The sequence below is a fragment of the Pseudomonas sp. AKS31 genome (genome assembly GCF_023634765.1).
Classification (GTDB): Bacteria; Pseudomonadota; Gammaproteobacteria; order Pseudomonadales; family Pseudomonadaceae; genus Aquipseudomonas.
The window spans coordinates 61619-78057 of sequence record NZ_JAMLFX010000008.1; the positions used below are offsets into that span (position 1 = coordinate 61619).

At 59.8% G+C, this 16439-nt stretch carries 19 protein-coding genes; 12 read left to right on the forward strand and 7 right to left on the reverse strand.

Annotated features, from left to right (window positions below; genetic code table 11):
* Nucleotides 1-206 precede the first annotated feature (206 nt).
* From M9827_RS19580 to M9827_RS19605, 6 genes are read left to right on the forward strand one after another with little or no spacing between them, the layout of a single operon-like run.
* Nucleotides 207-3125: a monovalent cation/H+ antiporter subunit A gene (locus M9827_RS19580; protein WP_250606719.1), complete on the forward strand. Its 2919-nt coding sequence runs from the start codon at nt 207-209 to the stop codon at nt 3123-3125.
* Nucleotides 3125-3469, forward strand: coding sequence for a Na+/H+ antiporter subunit C (locus tag M9827_RS19585; protein ID WP_007910763.1), 345 nt, complete (start codon nt 3125-3127; stop codon nt 3467-3469). Before M9827_RS19580 ends, M9827_RS19585 begins: the two co-directional genes overlap by 1 nt.
* Nucleotides 3466-5145 (forward strand): monovalent cation/H+ antiporter subunit D, encoded by a 1680-nt coding sequence (locus M9827_RS19590; RefSeq protein ID WP_250606720.1) that lies wholly within the window; start codon nt 3466-3468, stop codon nt 5143-5145. The genes M9827_RS19585 and M9827_RS19590 overlap by 4 nt, the downstream gene beginning before the upstream one ends.
* Nucleotides 5142-5630: a Na+/H+ antiporter subunit E gene (locus M9827_RS19595; protein ID WP_250606721.1), complete on the forward strand. Its 489-nt coding sequence runs from the start codon at nt 5142-5144 to the stop codon at nt 5628-5630. The genes M9827_RS19590 and M9827_RS19595 overlap by 4 nt, the downstream gene beginning before the upstream one ends.
* On the forward strand, nt 5627-5905 hold the full coding sequence (locus M9827_RS19600; RefSeq protein ID WP_007910754.1) for a K+/H+ antiporter subunit F: 279 nt from the start codon (nt 5627-5629) through the stop codon (nt 5903-5905). Before M9827_RS19595 ends, M9827_RS19600 begins: the two co-directional genes overlap by 4 nt.
* Nucleotides 5902-6264 (forward strand): Na+/H+ antiporter subunit G, encoded by a 363-nt coding sequence (locus M9827_RS19605; RefSeq protein ID WP_007910752.1) that lies wholly within the window; start codon nt 5902-5904, stop codon nt 6262-6264. Before M9827_RS19600 ends, M9827_RS19605 begins: the two co-directional genes overlap by 4 nt.
* Nucleotides 6265-6361: 97 nt before the next feature.
* Here the strand turns inward: M9827_RS19605 and M9827_RS19610 are convergent, their stop codons facing one another.
* Entirely contained in the window at nt 6362-6802 is a 441-nt protein-coding gene (locus M9827_RS19610; protein WP_123374948.1) for a DUF3995 domain-containing protein, read from the reverse strand.
* A gap of 94 nt (nt 6803-6896) precedes the next feature.
* Between M9827_RS19610 and M9827_RS19615 the strand changes: the two genes are divergently transcribed.
* Both M9827_RS19615 and M9827_RS19620 read left to right on the forward strand, forming a co-directional pair.
* Entirely contained in the window at nt 6897-7286 is a 390-nt protein-coding gene (locus M9827_RS19615; RefSeq protein ID WP_250606722.1) for a DUF2946 domain-containing protein, read from the forward strand.
* Between the two features lie 92 nt (nt 7287-7378).
* Nucleotides 7379-9511, forward strand: a complete 2133-nt coding sequence (locus M9827_RS19620; RefSeq protein WP_250606723.1) for a TonB-dependent receptor — start codon at nt 7379-7381, stop codon at nt 9509-9511.
* A gap of 115 nt (nt 9512-9626) precedes the next feature.
* Here M9827_RS19620 and M9827_RS19625 read toward each other — a convergent pair whose 3' ends face one another.
* The 3 genes from M9827_RS19625 to M9827_RS19635 all read right to left on the reverse strand — a co-directional run bounded on the left by M9827_RS19625 (nt 9627) and on the right by M9827_RS19635 (nt 11413).
* Nucleotides 9627-10643, reverse strand: coding sequence for an ABC transporter substrate-binding protein (locus tag M9827_RS19625; RefSeq protein WP_250606724.1), 1017 nt, complete (start codon nt 10641-10643; stop codon nt 9627-9629).
* Between the two features lie 126 nt (nt 10644-10769).
* Nucleotides 10770-10967: a hypothetical protein gene (locus M9827_RS19630; protein WP_250606725.1), complete on the reverse strand. Its 198-nt coding sequence runs from the start codon at nt 10965-10967 to the stop codon at nt 10770-10772.
* On the reverse strand, nt 10964-11413 hold the full coding sequence (locus tag M9827_RS19635) for a hypothetical protein (RefSeq protein WP_250606873.1): 450 nt from the start codon (nt 11411-11413) through the stop codon (nt 10964-10966). Before M9827_RS19635 ends, M9827_RS19630 begins: the two co-directional genes overlap by 4 nt.
* A 419-nt stretch (nt 11414-11832) precedes the next feature.
* On the opposite strand from M9827_RS19635, the gene M9827_RS19640 reads away from it, so the two are divergent.
* The gene (locus M9827_RS19640; protein WP_250606726.1) at nt 11833-12084 is read left to right on the forward strand and encodes a hypothetical protein; all 252 of its coding nucleotides are present in this window, start codon (nt 11833-11835) and stop codon (nt 12082-12084) included.
* A gap of 48 nt (nt 12085-12132) precedes the next feature.
* Complete coding sequence (locus M9827_RS19645) at nt 12133-12369, forward strand: DUF2789 family protein (RefSeq protein WP_250606727.1); 237 nt, start codon at nt 12133-12135, stop codon at nt 12367-12369.
* A gap of 7 nt (nt 12370-12376) precedes the next feature.
* Here M9827_RS19645 and M9827_RS19650 read toward each other — a convergent pair whose 3' ends face one another.
* From M9827_RS19650 to M9827_RS19660, 3 genes are all read right to left on the reverse strand, one after another.
* The gene (locus M9827_RS19650) at nt 12377-12580 is read right to left on the reverse strand and encodes a hypothetical protein (RefSeq protein WP_250606728.1); all 204 of its coding nucleotides are present in this window, start codon (nt 12578-12580) and stop codon (nt 12377-12379) included.
* Between the two features lie 111 nt (nt 12581-12691).
* Nucleotides 12692-14296, reverse strand: coding sequence for a methyl-accepting chemotaxis protein (locus M9827_RS19655; protein ID WP_250606729.1), 1605 nt, complete (start codon nt 14294-14296; stop codon nt 12692-12694).
* Between the two features lie 228 nt (nt 14297-14524).
* Nucleotides 14525-14929, reverse strand: a complete 405-nt coding sequence (locus M9827_RS19660; protein WP_003225981.1) for a TraR/DksA family transcriptional regulator — start codon at nt 14927-14929, stop codon at nt 14525-14527.
* 401 nt (nt 14930-15330) lie between these two features.
* On the opposite strand from M9827_RS19660, the gene M9827_RS19665 reads away from it, so the two are divergent.
* Together M9827_RS19665 and M9827_RS19670 are read left to right on the forward strand one after the other, a co-directional pair.
* Nucleotides 15331-16239 carry a MurR/RpiR family transcriptional regulator gene (locus M9827_RS19665; RefSeq protein ID WP_250606730.1) on the forward strand — a complete coding sequence of 303 codons (909 nt, stop codon included), beginning with the start codon at nt 15331-15333 and terminating at the stop codon, nt 16237-16239.
* A 61-nt stretch (nt 16240-16300) separates the two neighbouring features.
* Nucleotides 16301-16439: glutathione S-transferase N-terminal domain-containing protein (locus M9827_RS19670; RefSeq protein ID WP_250606874.1), on the forward strand; the 139-nt coding region annotated here is incomplete at its 3' end.

The following is a 16439-nucleotide window of genomic DNA, read 5'->3' on the forward strand; positions in this document are numbered from 1 at the left end:
AGGCTCGCTCCCACATTTTGAAATACATTGCAATGTGGGAGCGAGCCTGCTCGCGAAAGGGCCACCTGCCACAACATCGCTGCCCCTGAAACAATGCCAAACAGAAAATCCCAGACTACTTTGTAGGATTCTGAGACATCCTTGCGTTTGGTGATCGGGGAGCTGGCACGTATGATGCTTCACAAACTTCCGCAGATTAGAAGCCTATGTCCCTGATAGTTCTACTGCTTCTGCCATTCATTGGCAGCTGTCTGGCAGCGGTGCTGCCACACAATGCGCGTAATACCGAATCCCTGCTGGCAGGTCTGGTCGCTTTGATCGGCACCGTCCAGGTCGCGATGTTGTACCCGCAGATTGCCCATGGCGGCGTGATTCGCGAAGAATTCATGTGGCTGCCCAGCCTCGGTCTGAACTTCGTCCTGCGCATGGACGGCTTCGCCTGGCTGTTCTCGATGCTGGTGCTTGGCATCGGCACGCTGGTTTCTCTGTATGCCCGTTATTACATGTCGCCGGACGATCCGGTGCCGCGTTTCTTCGCGTTTTTTCTGGCGTTCATGGGCGCCATGCTCGGTCTGGTCATCTCCGGCAACCTGATTCAGATCGTGTTTTTCTGGGAGCTGACCAGCCTCTTCTCGTTCCTGTTGATCGGCTATTGGCACCACCGCGCCGACGCCCGTCGCGGCGCTTATATGGCGTTGATGGTCACCGGTGCCGGCGGGTTATGCCTGCTGGCGGGGGTCATGATTCTCGGCCATGTCGTCGGCAGCTATGACCTCGACAAGGTCCTGGCCGCCGGCGACATGATTCGTGCACACGCCCTCTACCCTATTCTTTTACCCCTCATTCTTGTTGGCGCACTTAGCAAAAGTGCGCAGTTCCCCTTCCACTTCTGGCTGCCCCACGCAATGGCGGCGCCGACACCGGTTTCGGCTTATCTGCACTCGGCCACCATGGTCAAGGCCGGGGTATTCCTGCTTGCGCGGCTGTGGCCGTCGCTGTCCGGCAGTGAAGAATGGTTCTACATCGTCAGTGGGGCCGGCGCCTGTACGCTGTTGCTCGGCGCCTATTGCGCGATGTTCCAGAACGATCTCAAAGGTCTGCTCGCGTACTCGACCATCAGCCACCTCGGCCTGATCACCCTGCTGCTGGGTCTCAACAGTCCGCTGGCGGCAGTGGCGGCGGTGTTCCACATTCTCAACCATGCGACGTTCAAAGCCTCGCTGTTCATGGCCGCCGGCATCATCGACCACGAAAGCGGCACCCGTGACATCCGCAAACTCAGCGGCCTGATCAAACTGATTCCGTTCACCGCAACGCTGGCCATGGTGGCCAGTGCCTCGATGGCGGGTGTGCCGCTGCTTAACGGCTTCCTGTCGAAAGAAATGTTCTTCGCCGAAACCGTGTTCATCAATGCCACGGCGTGGGTCGAAGCAGCACTGCCGATTGTTGCGACCATCGCCGGTACATTCAGCGTTGCCTATTCCCTGCGTTTCACCGTCGATGTGTTCTTCGGCCCGCCGGCCACCGACCTGCCACACACCCCGCACGAACCGCCGCGCTGGATGCGTGCGCCGGTCGAGTTGCTGGTGTTCACTTGTTTGCTGGTGGGGATTTTCCCGGCGCAGATCGTCGGGCCACTGCTTGCGGCAGCGGCATTGCCAGTGGTTGGCGGCACGCTACCGGAATACAGCCTGGCAATCTGGCACGGCCTGAATGCGCCGATGATCATGAGCCTGATCGCCATGTCCGGCGGCATCATCGTCTATCTGTTGCTACGCAATCAGCTCAAGCGCGGGCGCTTCAAGTATCCGCCACTGGTGGGCCGCTTCAACGGCAAGCGCCTGTTCGAGCGCAGTCTGGTGGTGATGATGCGCCTGGCCCGACGCCTGGAGCGGCGACTCGGCACCAAGCGTCTGCAGATGCAATTGTTCCTGATGGTATTGGCGGCAGTGCTCGCCGGACTGATCCCGATGTTGCACAGCAGCCTGAGCTGGGGCGACCGGCCGAAGATTCCCGGCTCGATCGTCTTCGTGACCCTGTGGTTGCTGGCCATCGCCTGCGCCCTCGGCGCCGCGTGGCAGGCCAAATACCACCGTCTCGCCGCCCTGACCATGGTCAGCGTCTGCGGATTGATGACCTGCGTGACCTTCGTCTGGTTCTCCGCTCCCGATCTGGCCCTGACGCAACTGGCGGTCGAAGTCGTCACCACCGTGCTGATCCTGCTCGGTCTGCGTTGGCTGCCACGCCGTATCGAAGAAGTCTCGCCACTGCCAAGCAGCCTGCGCAAGGCACGCATTCGCCGTCTGCGCGACTTGCTGCTGTCGATTGCCGTCGGCGGCGGCATGGCGCTGCTGTCCTACGCGATGCTGACGCGGCAAACGCCGAACGACATCTCCTCGTTCTACCTGAGCCGCGCCATGCCTGAGGGCGGCGGCAGCAACGTGGTCAACGTAATGCTGGTGGATTTCCGTGGCTTCGACACCCTTGGCGAAATCACCGTGCTGGTCGCCGTGGCGCTGACTGTGTTCGCCCTGCTGCGCCGCTTCCGCCCACCGAAAGAAAGCCTGCAACTGCCAGCCCAGCAACGCCTGCTGGCGCCGGACGTGGTCACCGATCTGGTCAACCCGCGTTCGGCCAGCGACACCGCGCTCGGCTTCATGATGGTGCCGGCAGTGCTGGTGCGCTTGTTGCTGCCGGTAGCGCTGGTGGTGTCGTGCTACCTGTTCATGCGCGGGCACAACCAACCGGGTGGCGGTTTCGTCGCCGGTCTGGTGATGTCGGTAGCGTTCATCCTGCAATACATGGTCGCCGGCACCCAGTGGGTCGAGGCGCAAATGAGCCTGCGCCCGTTGCGCTGGATGGGCACCGGTTTGCTGTTTGCGACCGCCACCGGCCTGGGCGCGATGCTGGTCGGTTATCCGTTCCTGACCACGCACACCTGGCACTTCACCTTGCCGCTGCTGGGTGACATCCATGTCGCCAGCGCGTTGTTCTTCGATATCGGCGTGTACGGTGTGGTGGTCGGTTCGACACTGTTGATCCTCACCGCCCTCGCCCACCAATCGGTGCGGGGTCACAAGACCGCATCGCTGCCCAAGTCCGTCGCCAGCAAAGGAGCCGTCTGATGGAAGAAGTCATCGCAATCGCCATCGGCGTGCTCGCCGCGTCGGGCGTCTGGCTAATCCTGCGGCCACGGACGTTCCAGGTGGTCATGGGCCTGTGCCTGCTGTCGTATGGCGTCAATCTGTTCATCTTCAGCATGGGCAGCCTGTTCATCGGCAAGGAGCCGGTGATCAAGGACGGCGTGACACAGGATTTGCTGCATTACACCGACCCGCTGCCACAGGCATTGGTGCTGACCGCAATTGTCATCAGCTTCGCCATGACCGCGCTGTTCCTCGTCGTGTTGCTCGCCTCGCGCGGTTTGACTGGCACCGACCACGTTGACGGCCGGGAGCCTAAAGAATGATGGCGATGACTCACCTGATCGCCGCACCGATTCTGCTGCCGCTGCTGACTGCCGCGATCATGCTGATGCTCGGAGAACGGCACCGACCGCTCAAGGCGAAAATCAACCTGTTCTCCAGCCTCGTCGGCCTGTTCATTTCGGTGCTGTTGCTGCAGTGGACGCAAACCACCGGCGTGCCCGGGTCCATCGGCGTTTACCTGCCGGGCAACTGGCAGGCGCCGTTCGGCATCGTGCTGGTGGTCGATCGTCTGTCGGCACTGATGCTGGTGCTGACCGGGATCATCGGTGTCAGCGCCCTGCTGTTTGCCATGGCCCGTTGGGACGGCGCCGGTTCAAGCTTCCATGCGTTATTCCAGATTCAGTTGATGGGCCTGTATGGCGCATTCCTGACGGCGGATCTGTTCAACCTGTTCGTGTTCTTTGAAGTGTTGCTCGCCGCCTCTTATGGCCTGTTGTTGCATGGTTCGGGGCGGGCGCGGGTCTCGTCAGGGCTGCATTACATCTCGATCAACCTGCTCGCCTCGTCGTTGTTCCTGATTGGCGCGGCGCTGATCTATGGTGTCACCGGCACGCTGAACATGGCCGATCTGGCGCTGAAGATTCCGCTGGTGCCGGAAGCCGACCGTGGTTTGTTGCACGCCGGCGCGGGGATTCTCGCGGTAGCGTTCCTGGCCAAGGCCGGCATGTGGCCGCTGAACTTCTGGCTGGTGCCGGCCTATTCCTCGGCCAGTGCGCCGGTCGCGGCGATGTTCGCGATCATGACCAAGGTCGGCGTGTACACCTTGCTGCGCCTGTGGACGCTGCTGTTTTCCGGGCAGGCCGGAGCCTCGGCATTCTTTGGTGGCGACTGGCTGATCTACGGCGGCATGGCGACCATGGCCTGCGCCGCGCTGGCAGTTCTTGCCGCACAACGACTGGAGCGCATGGCCAGCCTGAGCATTCTGGTGTCGGCGGGAATTCTGCTGTCCGCCGTCGGTTTCGCCCAGCCGAACCTGATCGGCGCAGCGCTGTTCTATCTGGTCAGCTCGACCCTGGCGCTGAGTGCACTGTTCCTGCTGGCCGAGTTGATCGAACGCTCGCGTTCGGCCAACGAGATCCCGCTCGAAGACGAAAGCGAACTGCTGCCGCGCCCGCAGGAGTCCCTGCAACCGCCCAAAGGCATCAACCTCGATGACGAGCAGAAAGCCGTGGTCGGTCAGGTCATCCCGTGGACCATGGCGTTCCTCGGTTTGAGCTTCATCGCCTGTGCACTGCTGATCATCGGCATGCCGCCGCTGTCAGGTTTTATCGGCAAACTCAGCCTGATCGGCGCCTTGCTCAATCCGCTGAGCCTGGGCACTGGCGCGCCAATATCCAACGCGGCGTGGGCGTTGCTGGCGCTGCTGATCCTCACCGGGCTGACGTCGTTGATGGCGTTCTCGCGCCTCGGCATCCAGCGCTTCTGGACACCTGAGGAGCGCCCTTCGCCGCTGCTGCGCAAACTCGAATGCGCACCGATCTTTCTGCTGCTGGGGCTGAGCATTGTTCTGACCTTCAAGGCTGAGCCGCTGCTGCGTTACACCCAGGCCACCGCCGAGGCGCTGAACAATCCGCAGCAATATGTGATGGCGGTGCTCGGCACTCGCGCCGTGCCAAGTCCGGAAGCCAAATCGGCCATGCTGGAGGTGCAGCCATGAAGCGAGTGTTTCCTGCACCGTTGTTGTCGCTGGCGCTGTGTGCTTTGTGGCTGACCCTGAACCTGTCGATCAGCCCGGGCAATCTGCTGCTCGGCGCGATATTGGGTTTTGCAGCGCCATTGATGATGCGCAAGCTGCGCCCGAAACAAGTGCGCATTCGCCGGCCGGGGACGATTCTGCGCCTGTTCCTGGTCGTCGGTCGTGACGTGGTGATGTCCAACCTGATCGTCGCGTGGGGCGTACTTAACGCCGGCCGCCGCCCTCCGCGCTCGGGCTTCGTCAAAGTCCCGCTGGACTTGCGCGATGCCCACGGCCTCGCAACGCTGGCGATGATCTGCACGGTGGTCCCCGGTACGGTGTGGTCAGAGCTGGCGCTGGATCGCAGCATTCTGTTGCTGCACGTCTGGGATCTGGATGACGAAGCGCAATTCATCGAGCACTTCAAAAGCACCTACGAGCGGCCGTTGATGGAGATCTTCGAATGAGCCCATTACTGTCGAACGCGATCCTGCTGACGCTGTTCCTGTTCTCGCTGGCCATGGTGCTGACCCTGGTGCGCCTGTTCAAAGGCCCGTCGGCGCAGGATCGGGTCCTGGCGCTGGACTATCTGTACATCGTCGCCATGCTGATGATGCTGACCCTGGGCATTCGCTACTCCAGTGACACTTACTTCGAAGCGGCGCTGCTGATCGCGCTGTTCGGCTTCGTCGGCTCGTTTGCCCTGGCGAAATTCCTGCTGCGTGGCGAGGTGATCGAATGAATGCTGAATTGTCGCTATGGATCGAGATTCCGGTGGCTATCCTGCTGGTGCTCAGCGGCCTTTTTGCGCTGATCGGCGCGATCGGTTTGTTGCGCATGAAGGATTACTTCCAGCGCATGCACCCACCGGCACTGGCTTCGACGCTGGGCGCCTGGTGTGTGGCGCTGGCGTCGATCATCTGCTTTTCGGCGCTGAAGTCCGGGCCGGTCATACATGCCTGGCTGATTCCGATTTTGCTGGCGATCACAGTGCCCGTGACTACCTTGTTGCTTGCGCGGGCAGCATTGTTCCGCAAGCGCATGGCTGGGGATGATGTGCCGGCCGAGGTGAGCAGCCGCCGCACCGAGAGCGGTAGCTGAACCGTTAGAAGATCGCAGCCTTCGGCAGCTCCTACATTGGAATGCGCTCCCCCCCTGTAGGAGTTGCCGAAGGCTGCGATCTTTTGATCTTGCTTTTCTAGACCCAAGCCACCGCCAACAACCCCGCCCCCAACACCGCACACAACGGCGAATACACCCAGGTGTCGAGCCGCGCAAACCGCGAATCCTTCACCTCCTTGAAGAACCCGACCAGATTCGAATCACCAATCGCCCGGGCGAACATCAACAGCGCAATCGCGCTGATCACCCATTGCAGCGCCTTGTGCGTCACCGCTGGCATTCCCCAGCCAACCCGCATGCACACCAACGCCGCAATCACCAGCAACGCCGCCGCCACGATCAACGTTAGCCATCCCGACGGGTTGAACGCCGGCCTCACCGTTGCGACAAAACCGCGCACGGGCACCTGCGGCACCACCACCGCAGCCGCCCACTGCCCACCCAGCGCCCAATACACGTGCATCAAGGCGATCACCGCGAACGTTGTCACCAGCCATTGAGCCAACACAAAGGTCATGGTTGAAATCCTTGGAAAGGGATTTGAACAAATCATCCTAGTCGCATTTTTTTCAAGTGCACGACCGATCAGCGGTACGGTAAAGTGCCGCCCCATGAAATTCTCCCGTTCCGATCGCTCACTGCTGGCCTGGATGCTCTATTGCTGCGTCCTGTTCAACGTGTTCGCCTGCAGCATCGGTCACGGACAAATGGTCGGCATGCAGCTCAACGGTATCGGCGGCCAGTTCTGTACCGTCGACCCGGCCACCCAAGCGCCGCTTGCCAGCAATCCCGGCGAAGAACAACTGCCCACCCTGTCCAAGGCATTTGGCTGCCCGCTGTGCTCGGTCGGCGGCGGCATGGGGCCGGCGTTCAACTCCAGCCTGACCCTGGCGATCCTGCCGGAACAACACAGCCCGCCACTGGCGCCCATTGTCAGCGCCGACCTCCCTGCCCGCTTCACCTGGCCTTCGGCCAACCCTCGCGCCCCACCGCTCGCCTGAGTGTCTCTGCCTTTTTGATTTGTCAGCCCACTGCGCCAACGCGCCGCGTTCGCCTGTGCGCTGACTCCTAGACAAGCATTCAGGATTCAATGATGAAACAACTCACTCTGCTGGCGAGCCTGTGCGGCTGCCTGTCCGTTAACGTCTGGGCGCAATCCACCGTGGATCTGGCGCCGATCACCATCGATGGCGAGTCCGGTGCCGAACCGGGCCTGAGCCTCGACCAATCCAGCGGCATGGCCTCGCGCCTCGGCTTGAGCGTGCGCGACACGCCGGCGTCGGTGGCCATCGCCAATCGCAACGACATCGAACGCCACGGCGCACAGAACTTCCAGGACGCCGCCAACACCCTGCCCGGGGTCAACGCCAGCGCACCGCCGGGGTTCGGCGGGTTCGTTTCCTATCGCGGTTTCACCAGCAGCCAGATCACTCAGATGTTCAATGGCATCAACGTTTCCGGCGGCCTCGCGCGGCCGGTTGATTCCTGGATCTATGATCGGGTGGAACTGCTCGGTGGCCCGTCATCGCTGATCAACGGCGCAGGCTCGGTGGGCGGTTCGCTGAACTACGTGACCAAACTGGCCACCCGCGATGAGCAAGCGGTTGAAGGCCGGGTCAGCTACGGCACCTACGACACCAGCGAAACCGCATTCGGCCTCAACCACGCCCTCACCGACCCGAGCGCCGACGTGCAGCACTACGCGCGCCTCGACGTCAGTCACAACACCAGCAACGGTTACATCGACCGTCAGGAGCGCGATGCCTGGAGCGTGGCGTTCTCGCTGCTCAGCGACCTCACGCCCGACCTGTCGCACACGCTGGCCCTGGAATATCAGGATGAACACGAAGACAGTCCGTACTGGGGCACGCCCGTGCTCAATCCCAAGGCCGGCGAATTGAAGATCGATAAACACAATCGCTTCAACAACTACAACGTTGAGGACGGTCGCTACGAACAGCGGACGATCTGGGTTCGCTCGATCATCGACTACCGGATCAACGACAACACCACCCTGCGCAACACGCTGTATCACCTCGACAGCCAGCGCGATTACCGCAACCTCGAGACCTACCAGTACACCGCCGACAACACTGCGGTGAATCGCTCCACTGCGTATCAGGTGCGCCATCAGGGTGAGCAGAACGGCAACCAGTTCGAACTGCGTCACGACAACACACTGTTCGGCCTCGACACGACGTGGTCGGGGGGCTTCGAATACAAGGTCAACCAGACCACCAATTCGCCGCTGAACGTCAAAGGTGCGAGCACGGTGGACCCAAACAATTATCGTCCGGGGCATTTCTACGATATCCCCGGCACCAACCCCAAACTGATCAGCGACAAGACCAACGAGGTCACCACCAAGGCGTTGTTCGTAGAAAACCGTCTGGCGTTGACCGACAAACTGTCGCTGCTCACAGGTCTGCGTTACGACGATATCGACCTCGACGTGACCAACCATCGCACCGTCACCGCTGCCAACCCGAAACACCTCAAGCGCAGTTGGGAGCCGGTTACCGGTCGCGCCGGCCTGACGTACCAATTCATTCCATCGGCCAACGTTTACGTGCAATACAGCACCGCCGCCGAACAACCAAACGGCACACAGAACTTCGACGTCTCCACCGGCAAGCAATGGGAGATTGGCAGCAAATTTGATTATCTGAACGGGCTCGGCTCGGCGACGATTGCCGCCTACACCATCGAGCGAAAAGACTTCGCCGTGACCGATCCGCTGGACCCGACCAGCAGCATTCCGGTCGGTCAGCAGACGTCGAAAGGTGTAGAGATTGCCAGTTCTTTGCGGATCACCGACAAGCTGTTGGCCGAAGGCAACTTCGCCTGGGTCGATGCGCAATACGATGATTTCACCGAAAAGAATGCCGCCGGCGTGGTGGTGTCACGCAAGGGCAACACGCCGACCAACGTACCGGATCGGGTTGGCAATCTGTGGCTGACGTATGATTTTTCGCCGCAATGGCAAGGTGGGGTGGATGCACGGTATGTGGCGTCGGTGTATGCCGACACGGCCAACACCATGACGGTGCCGTCGTACACATTGTTCGGCAGTTTCCTCAGCTACAAGGTTGATTCGCACACCACCGTGACCGGGCGCGTGCGCAACCTGACCAATGAGGTGTATGCCGAGTTTGCGCATGTTTCGCCGGCGTATTACCTGGGTACACCGCGCACCTTCGAACTGGCGGTGCAGACGAAGTTTTAAAAGCATCGCGGGCAAGCCCGCTTCCACAGTGTTTGGTGTCGTACATAGAATTTGCATTCGACAACAATACCTGTGGGAGCGGGCTTGCCCGCGATGAGGCCGGGCGCTACAGCCTCTATTTCAGATCAGCGGAAACCTTCTCCGCCACATCCTTCGGCAACCAGGCCTGCCACACATCCGGATGCGCCCTCATGAATGCCACCGCCGCATCACGCGGCGCTGTGTGCTTCTCGCTCATGTCCGCCAGCGCCTTGTTCAACGGTTCGATGGGAAAATCCACTTTGCTGAAGAATTCGGCAATCTGCGGATATTGCTTCTGGAACGGCGTAGACACACCAATCGACAGCTTCGACGCCAGCGACCGGGTCGGTTTTGGATTGGGATTATCGGCGTCAGTCAGGGTCTTCCAGGCTTCGGCATCAAACGGCGGCTCTTCCAGCTGCACCAGTTTGAACTTGCCCAATAGCGGTGTCGGTGACCAGTAGTAAAACAGCACAGGTTTGCCGCGACGAATCGAGGAGCTGATCTCAGCGTCCAGCGCCGCCCCCGAGCCACTGCGGAAATTGGTGTAGTCATCCTGCAGCCCGTAAGCCGTCAACTTCTGCTTGTTGACCACTTCCGAGGTCCAGCCAATCGGGCTGTTGAGGAAGCGTCCCTTGCTCGGGGCTTCCGGATCTTTGAACACGTCCTTGTACTTTTTCAGATCACTGACGCTGCGCAGATCCGGCGCCAGCGGCTTGATGCCCTTGGCCGGGTCGCCCTTGATCACGTACTCCGGCACCCACCAGCCCTCGGTAGCACCTTTGACGGTATCGCCCAGACTGACGACTTTGCCTTCCGCCTCGGCCTTGACCCACACCGGACTGCGCCCGGCCCACTCCTCGCCAATGACCTGAATGTCATTGTTGGCCAGGGCGGTTTCCAGCGTGATGGTGGTGCCAGGCAAGGTGTCGGTCGGCAAGCCATAGCCCTTCTCGACGATGATCCGCAGAACATCGGTAATCAGGCTGCCGCTTTCCCAGTTCAGATCGGCAAAGTGAATCGGCGCCTGGGCGGCCATCACCGATGGCGCTGACGTCAGCAAACCGAACGTCGCCACGCTGGCGGCCAATAACCGTCGAAATCCGTTCATGCATGCACCTCGTGCTGTTCACAGCAATGGCAGGATGGCCTGACAGAAGACCGCAAGCCTCTGAATACTCAGTCAACTGACTGTAGCCGAGGTTCCTGCTTTTTCCGGGCCATGCTGCGGACGAGGTTATGAATCAGACTTTTCCTGCAAGCTTTGCAGCTCGCGTCTGACCATGCTGGCGTATTCCGCGGGGCGCAACTGATAGATCTGCGCAGCCACCCAACTCAGCCATGCGCCCTGCAGTTCCGCCTTGGCGGCGAACAAACGCAACGCTTCCTCGCGTGCAGTGTCGAGGTTCTGCGCATGGAAATCCGCGCGGTTCACTCGCTGGCCTTGAACGTCACCAGTTCGCCTTTGCGCCACTTGGCGGCTTTGGCGGTCACGGCTTTCAGGGTCTTGGTCAGGCCTTCTTGCAATTGCTCATGGGCGGCGAACACCGTCACCACGCTATGGCCTTCCTTGAACAGGATCGCGTGGCCGTCAGCGGTTTCGACGAAAGCGTAATCGCCCAGCCCATAGACCGTGAGTTTGATTTCGCGAAAACGGATATCCATCTTGCCGCCTTCGCGGCTGGGCAAGACCGATGCGCTGAAATGATCGCCGACCTTGAGCTTGAGCCCCGGTTTGTCATCGACCACCAAGGCACTTTCGGTGTCGATCTCGGCCACGTAAATGCCTTCGGCGTTCTGCTCGGTGATGTAAACAAAACGCGACTGAAACAGCTTGACCAGCTTTGCACGCAAATCACCCAACACGAACAAAGCATGCATATCGAGATTACTGACTGCCAAAGAAACATCCCCACATCTGAAAAAACCGCACACGGAAAACGCGCACGGCAAAAAAACGGCCAGGCCGATGTCACTGCAAACAAATCAAAAAGCCCGAATCGAGCAGAGTGCTCATTCAACGCGAGGTTGGTAAGACTACTGGATTGTCACCCGGGAAACTCATCCCGATGTCGCCAAAACCTGAAGGAAAATTCCTCAGCGTCAGCAAGAGCAGTCTGACTACGAACTTTAGGGAAAATTCTCACGAAAAAAAGCACTTCTCCGACATATCGCTGGCGAAAAATTGCTTTAGATAAGCCCTGTCGTCAACAGGTACTGGCGATTCTAGAGCAGCGATGCTCATTCCGACTACCCGAAACGGCCGGTAAATACCGGCCAACTGATGAAAAGGACTTCATATGTGCACTCGGACTCACTTTGCCATGGCCGTTGACGCCCGGATCGAATCGCCGCTGATACTGCGTGCCACCACGATCAACGACGATTATCCGCGTTTCCAGGTCGTACCCGCCGGCAACGCCTTTTTCCATATAAAGGAAACATCGACCGGGCGCGTAAGAGGTTTCCGCGAGGATCACAACGAAGCCTGCGCCCTCGCCCGCTCACTTGAGTCAAAGATCGAACTCCTGGCGAGCGGTTGCCTCAGATAAAGAGAGCGACCCACCGCGCCATACCGGCGCCTACCGAAGGAGTACACGATGGAACTTCCAGCCTACGATCTGAAAACCCTGTTCGATCAACTGGGGTTGCCTTCAGAAGGTACTGCAATCGACGATTTCATCGAGGCACATCCGCTGGATGCCAACACCAAACTGATTGACGCCGATTTCTGGACGCCACAACAGGCGCAATTGCTCAAGGAATGGCTAAGGGCCGATGGCGAAGAAGCGGTGATGGTCGATGAGCTGAATGTGCGCCTGCACGACGGCAAGTAATCAGAAGTCAGTGAAGGCTGTCACCCGGCTCGGCGTGCAACTGCGCGAGCCACGCAGCCTTGCACTCCTCGGCCTCGTCGCGACTGGCAAACGCAGTTCCGCGACGCTCGCCATTGAGCAAAACCACCCAGCACACGCTCCGCCCCAACGCGCGCAAACCGGCCGGCACGCCACTGCCGATCATCACAGCAACATCAACTCTGCACTGCATGCAGCCCCCGAAATCATTAGCAACCTAACTAAGCGGGGAGATTAATGGTTTCTTTCGAGCGGAAACAGCAAGCTCCGTGCACAGATTCATTGCACCGCAAGTAACAATCCCTCAGCGCGGTTTTTCCGGCTTATAGCCCAGACGCAATCCACCCCAGTGACGCCCCTTGACCATGATCGGCACCGACAAGTCATGCATCAGCTCACCGGTGTCGCGAGTGTAGGTCTGCAATAACACCGGTTGTTGATGACTGCCGCAGCGAATGCCTGTGCGGTCGGCAAACTTGCGTTTGGTGCGATTGTTCACCGCATCGACCTGCGCATCACCAGTCAGCGGCTGACTGAAAAGCTGATTGTGCGTTGGCACATAACCCTGCTGCGTGCAGGCAATGGCGAACACCAGTCCCTCGTGACGCGGCAACAACGGCTCCTGAATCGCCGGCAGCACCTGATCGGTGTAACGGTCGAAACGGGTTTGAAACTTCGCCGGTTGGGTATTCGGAATCGGCTGATACTGGCGATCGAACAGATCCTCGAGGCTTATCTTTCCCTGCTCGACATCCGCTTCGAAACGCGCGGCAATCTGGCTCGCCCCGTCGCGGGCCAGATCGTAGATGCGCTGGTGATAGTCATCCAGACCGACTTCGGCCAGACGCTCGCTGATGGTTTCCGCCTGCCCTTCCATTTGCACTGCGGCTTCGGCGAGGCGGCGGGTCTGTTGATCGCTGATCGCCAGGTCGCTACGCATCTGTTCGATGGCCTTGAACAGACTGTCGAGTTGCTCGCGATTGGTTTCTGCACCCTGAGCGATTTCTCCGACCTGGCTTTCCACCCCGGCAGCCAGTCGCGCGATGTTCTCCAGATGTTGACCGGTATGTTCGACCTGCTCGACACCGGTCTGCAGATCGCTGGACAGTTCGCGAATCTGCTCCACGACCTGCGCCGTGCGTTGTTGTATATCAGCGACCATCTCACCGACTTCACCGGTCGCCGACGCTGTGCGCGCCGCCAACCCGCGCACCTCATCCGCCACCACGGCAAAACCGCGCCCATGCTCACCGGCCCGTGCCGCCTCGATCGCTGCGTTCAACGCGAGCAGATTGGTCTGGCTGGCAATCGACTGAATCACCAGGGTCACGCGCTGAATATCATCGCTGCGCAGGCTCAAGGCTTCGATCAATTCACGGCTGGCATTGGCGCGCTGACTGAGCTGATGCATGCGCGTGATCGAATCCACCAGTTCCGTGCGACCCGCCGCGCTGCTGTGATGCGCCTCACTGGCAGCGGCCAGCGCTTCACGGCTGAGCTGCGATGTGGCTTGTTCGGTGGCGATCATCACCTCGGCGTTGCTGACGATCTGCGCCGCCGCATCGAGTTGCGATTCGAGTTTGCTCGCCAGTTCCTTGACCGAAAACGCCACACCGGCCGCCGACAAGGCGTTATGACTGGTGGTGTAGGAAAGATCTCGGGTCAACTCAGAAATGGCGCTGCCGCTGTCGGCAGGCTGAACATCGGGGATGGCGCGGGAGCGCAGGCGCGGCAGCCAGACAATCAGCACCGCCAGCGGCATGCCGATGTACAGCGACCATTCGACCAAGGACATACCGGCCAGCAACAACATCAGGGCGATGCTTTGCAGGGTCGGCGCGATCCAGCGGTTTTTCGGCAAAAGCACTGGTGCAGGCAAAGCCCCAACCAGAGATCCGTCTCTCGTCATATCAACACCCCACGCTTGTTCTCATTATTGTGACTGCATTAAACGCCACTACAACGCCATTATCCATGGTCCGTTAGTCGTGGGGTCTGTGGCAGGTCAATGGAACAGCTTGAGATTATGAAAGACGAGCAAAAACAAAGATCGCAGCCTTCAGCAACGCCCGTGTAGGAGTTGCCGAAGGCTGCGATCTTTTCAAGGCGCCCCTGTTGAAAGGGTCACCCCACAGAATCAGGCCTGACGCTGGTGCTTGTCGATCTGCTCGTGACGCTCTTGAGCTTCGATGCAGTACTTGGTGGTCGGGCTGATCAGCAGGCGCTTCAGGCCAATGGCCTCGCCGCTGTCGTCGCACCAGCCAAAGCTGTCTTCCTTGATGCGCTCAAGGGCTTGTTCCAGTTGCGGCAGCATGCGCTGGTCGCGATCGATCGCGTTCACCAGCCAAGTGCGCTCTTCTTCAACCGAAGCCGCGTCCGCCGGGTCAGCCGGAGTGTCCAGGCTTTCGATGGCGATACGATTTTGCTCAATGCGCTCGTGGGTTTCGACTTTCATGTTCTGCAACAGCTCAGTGAAGAAAGCGTGCTGCTCTGCATTCATGTAGTCATCTGCCGGCATGGCCAGCAACTTGTCCTTTGTCATTGATATCTCTATAAAAAAACGTGCATTAAGGCGAATTAGGGAGCGTTTCGGCGAACCGCGTGCGGTCGGCGAAAAGGCATCGTTTATTGCAAATGCCACCCGGCACTCAATTTACGAGGGGCGGCAGTCTAAGGCCCGATCGAGGCCTCAGCAACTGTAAATACAGGGAATTTGTCCGACAACGCCGGGAAACTGCTCTGACACAGGGTTCACACGGCCATCGGAGTGCGTTTATAGCAAGAAATTCAGTCTAGCGGCTGTATATAGAAGACAAACGGCTAACCACGCAGCGCTCAGACGCAATTTTTTACCACGCACTGCATCGTTTCAGCAAAGCAGAACCTCAAAAGCCCCCCTACTATCAGGCTCACCGCGTGATCAATCAGCCTGAAGGATGACCTATGCCCCGCCCCGATCTGCCGGCCACCGACGAGGTTTCACTCGCCAGCCCCCCGATCAATGCCGAGCGCCTGCTGCAACTGATCACCGACGAATACGACGCCCTGCCGCGCCAACTCAAACGCATCGCCAGCTACATCAGCCAGCAGAGCGACCGGATCATGGTCGACCGCATCAGCGACATCGCCCGCGAGTGCGAAGTCCACCCGTCCGCCATCGTCCGCTTCTCGCAACGCTTCGGTTTCAGCGGCTTCAGCGAAATGCAGGCGCTGTTCCGCAGCGCCTACACCCACAAAGCCTCGCCGGTGCAAAACTACCAGCAACGCATCCGCAGCATGATCGCCAACCAGTCGCAGCAAGTCAGCGCCGGCGACCTCGCCCGCGAATGCATTGACGCCACGCGCTCAGGCATCGAACGCCTGGGCCACGAACTCGACGACGCCGCGTTCGAAAAAGCCGTCGAGCTGATCGTCAACGCCGACAACATTTATGTCGTCGGCGTGCGCCGTTCCTTCGCCGTCGCCGACTACCTCGTTTACAACTTGCAACACACTCAGAAGCGCATTCACCTGGTTTCGGGGCTGGGCGGTAGCTATCGCGAGCAAATGCGCAGCGTGCGCGCCAACGATCTGGTCATCGCCATCAGCTTCGTGCCCTACGCCAAGGAAACCCAACACTGCCTGCGCTTCGCCCGACAACAGCAGGCCAACACCCTGATCCTCACCGACAGCCACCTCTCGCCACTGGCGAAACTCGCCAACAGCGTATTGCTGGTCAACGAAGGCAGCGCCCTCGCCTTTCGCTCGCTGAGTGCGACGTTGTGTTTGTGTCAGGCGCTGTTTGTGGCAGTGGCGTATCGGCTGGAACTGAATGTTGATGAGATTCACGAACAACCCGGCTTCGACGACTGACAATTGCCTCAACGTCGGCTAGGTTATGCCTTCCCACCGGTTTGACTTGAAGGAACGCGTCATGAAACTGATCGGCATGCTGGACTCCCCTTACGTGCGCCGCGTGGCGATCTCCGCCAAACGCCTTGGCATTGACCTCGAACACGAGTCGGTCTCGGTGTTCCGCCACTTCGAGCAATTCCAGCAGATCAACCCGGTGG

Bases quoted from the DNA above. Each gene is read 5' to 3' on its own strand.
- M9827_RS19625 (WP_250606724.1), bottom strand. From the start codon at position 10,643: ATGAACGGATTTCGACGGTTATTGGCCGCCAGCGTGGCGACGTTCGGT.
- M9827_RS19590 (WP_250606720.1), top strand. From the start codon at position 3,466: ATGATGGCGATGACTCACCTGATCGCCGCACCGATTCTGCTGCCGCTG.
- M9827_RS19650 (WP_250606728.1), bottom strand. From the start codon at position 12,580: ATGCAGTGCAGAGTTGATGTTGCTGTGATGATCGGCAGTGGCGTGCCG.
- M9827_RS19665 (WP_250606730.1), top strand. From the start codon at position 15,331: ATGCCCCGCCCCGATCTGCCGGCCACCGACGAGGTTTCACTCGCCAGC.
- M9827_RS19635 (WP_250606873.1), bottom strand. From the start codon at position 11,413: ATGCATGCTTTGTTCGTGTTGGGTGATTTGCGTGCAAAGCTGGTCAAG.
- M9827_RS19620 (WP_250606723.1), top strand. From the start codon at position 7,379: ATGAAACAACTCACTCTGCTGGCGAGCCTGTGCGGCTGCCTGTCCGTT.
- M9827_RS19585 (WP_007910763.1), top strand. From the start codon at position 3,125: ATGGAAGAAGTCATCGCAATCGCCATCGGCGTGCTCGCCGCGTCGGGC.
- M9827_RS19645 (WP_250606727.1), top strand. From the start codon at position 12,133: ATGGAACTTCCAGCCTACGATCTGAAAACCCTGTTCGATCAACTGGGG.
- M9827_RS19605 (WP_007910752.1), top strand. From the start codon at position 5,902: ATGAATGCTGAATTGTCGCTATGGATCGAGATTCCGGTGGCTATCCTG.
- M9827_RS19600 (WP_007910754.1), top strand. From the start codon at position 5,627: ATGAGCCCATTACTGTCGAACGCGATCCTGCTGACGCTGTTCCTGTTC.
- M9827_RS19615 (WP_250606722.1), top strand. From the start codon at position 6,897: ATGAAATTCTCCCGTTCCGATCGCTCACTGCTGGCCTGGATGCTCTAT.
- M9827_RS19580 (WP_250606719.1), top strand. From the start codon at position 207: ATGTCCCTGATAGTTCTACTGCTTCTGCCATTCATTGGCAGCTGTCTG.
- M9827_RS19640 (WP_250606726.1), top strand. From the start codon at position 11,833: ATGTGCACTCGGACTCACTTTGCCATGGCCGTTGACGCCCGGATCGAA.
- M9827_RS19610 (WP_123374948.1), bottom strand. From the start codon at position 6,802: ATGACCTTTGTGTTGGCTCAATGGCTGGTGACAACGTTCGCGGTGATC.
- M9827_RS19660 (WP_003225981.1), bottom strand. From the start codon at position 14,929: ATGACAAAGGACAAGTTGCTGGCCATGCCGGCAGATGACTACATGAAT.
- M9827_RS19655 (WP_250606729.1), bottom strand. From the start codon at position 14,296: ATGACGAGAGACGGATCTCTGGTTGGGGCTTTGCCTGCACCAGTGCTT.
- M9827_RS19595 (WP_250606721.1), top strand. From the start codon at position 5,142: ATGAAGCGAGTGTTTCCTGCACCGTTGTTGTCGCTGGCGCTGTGTGCT.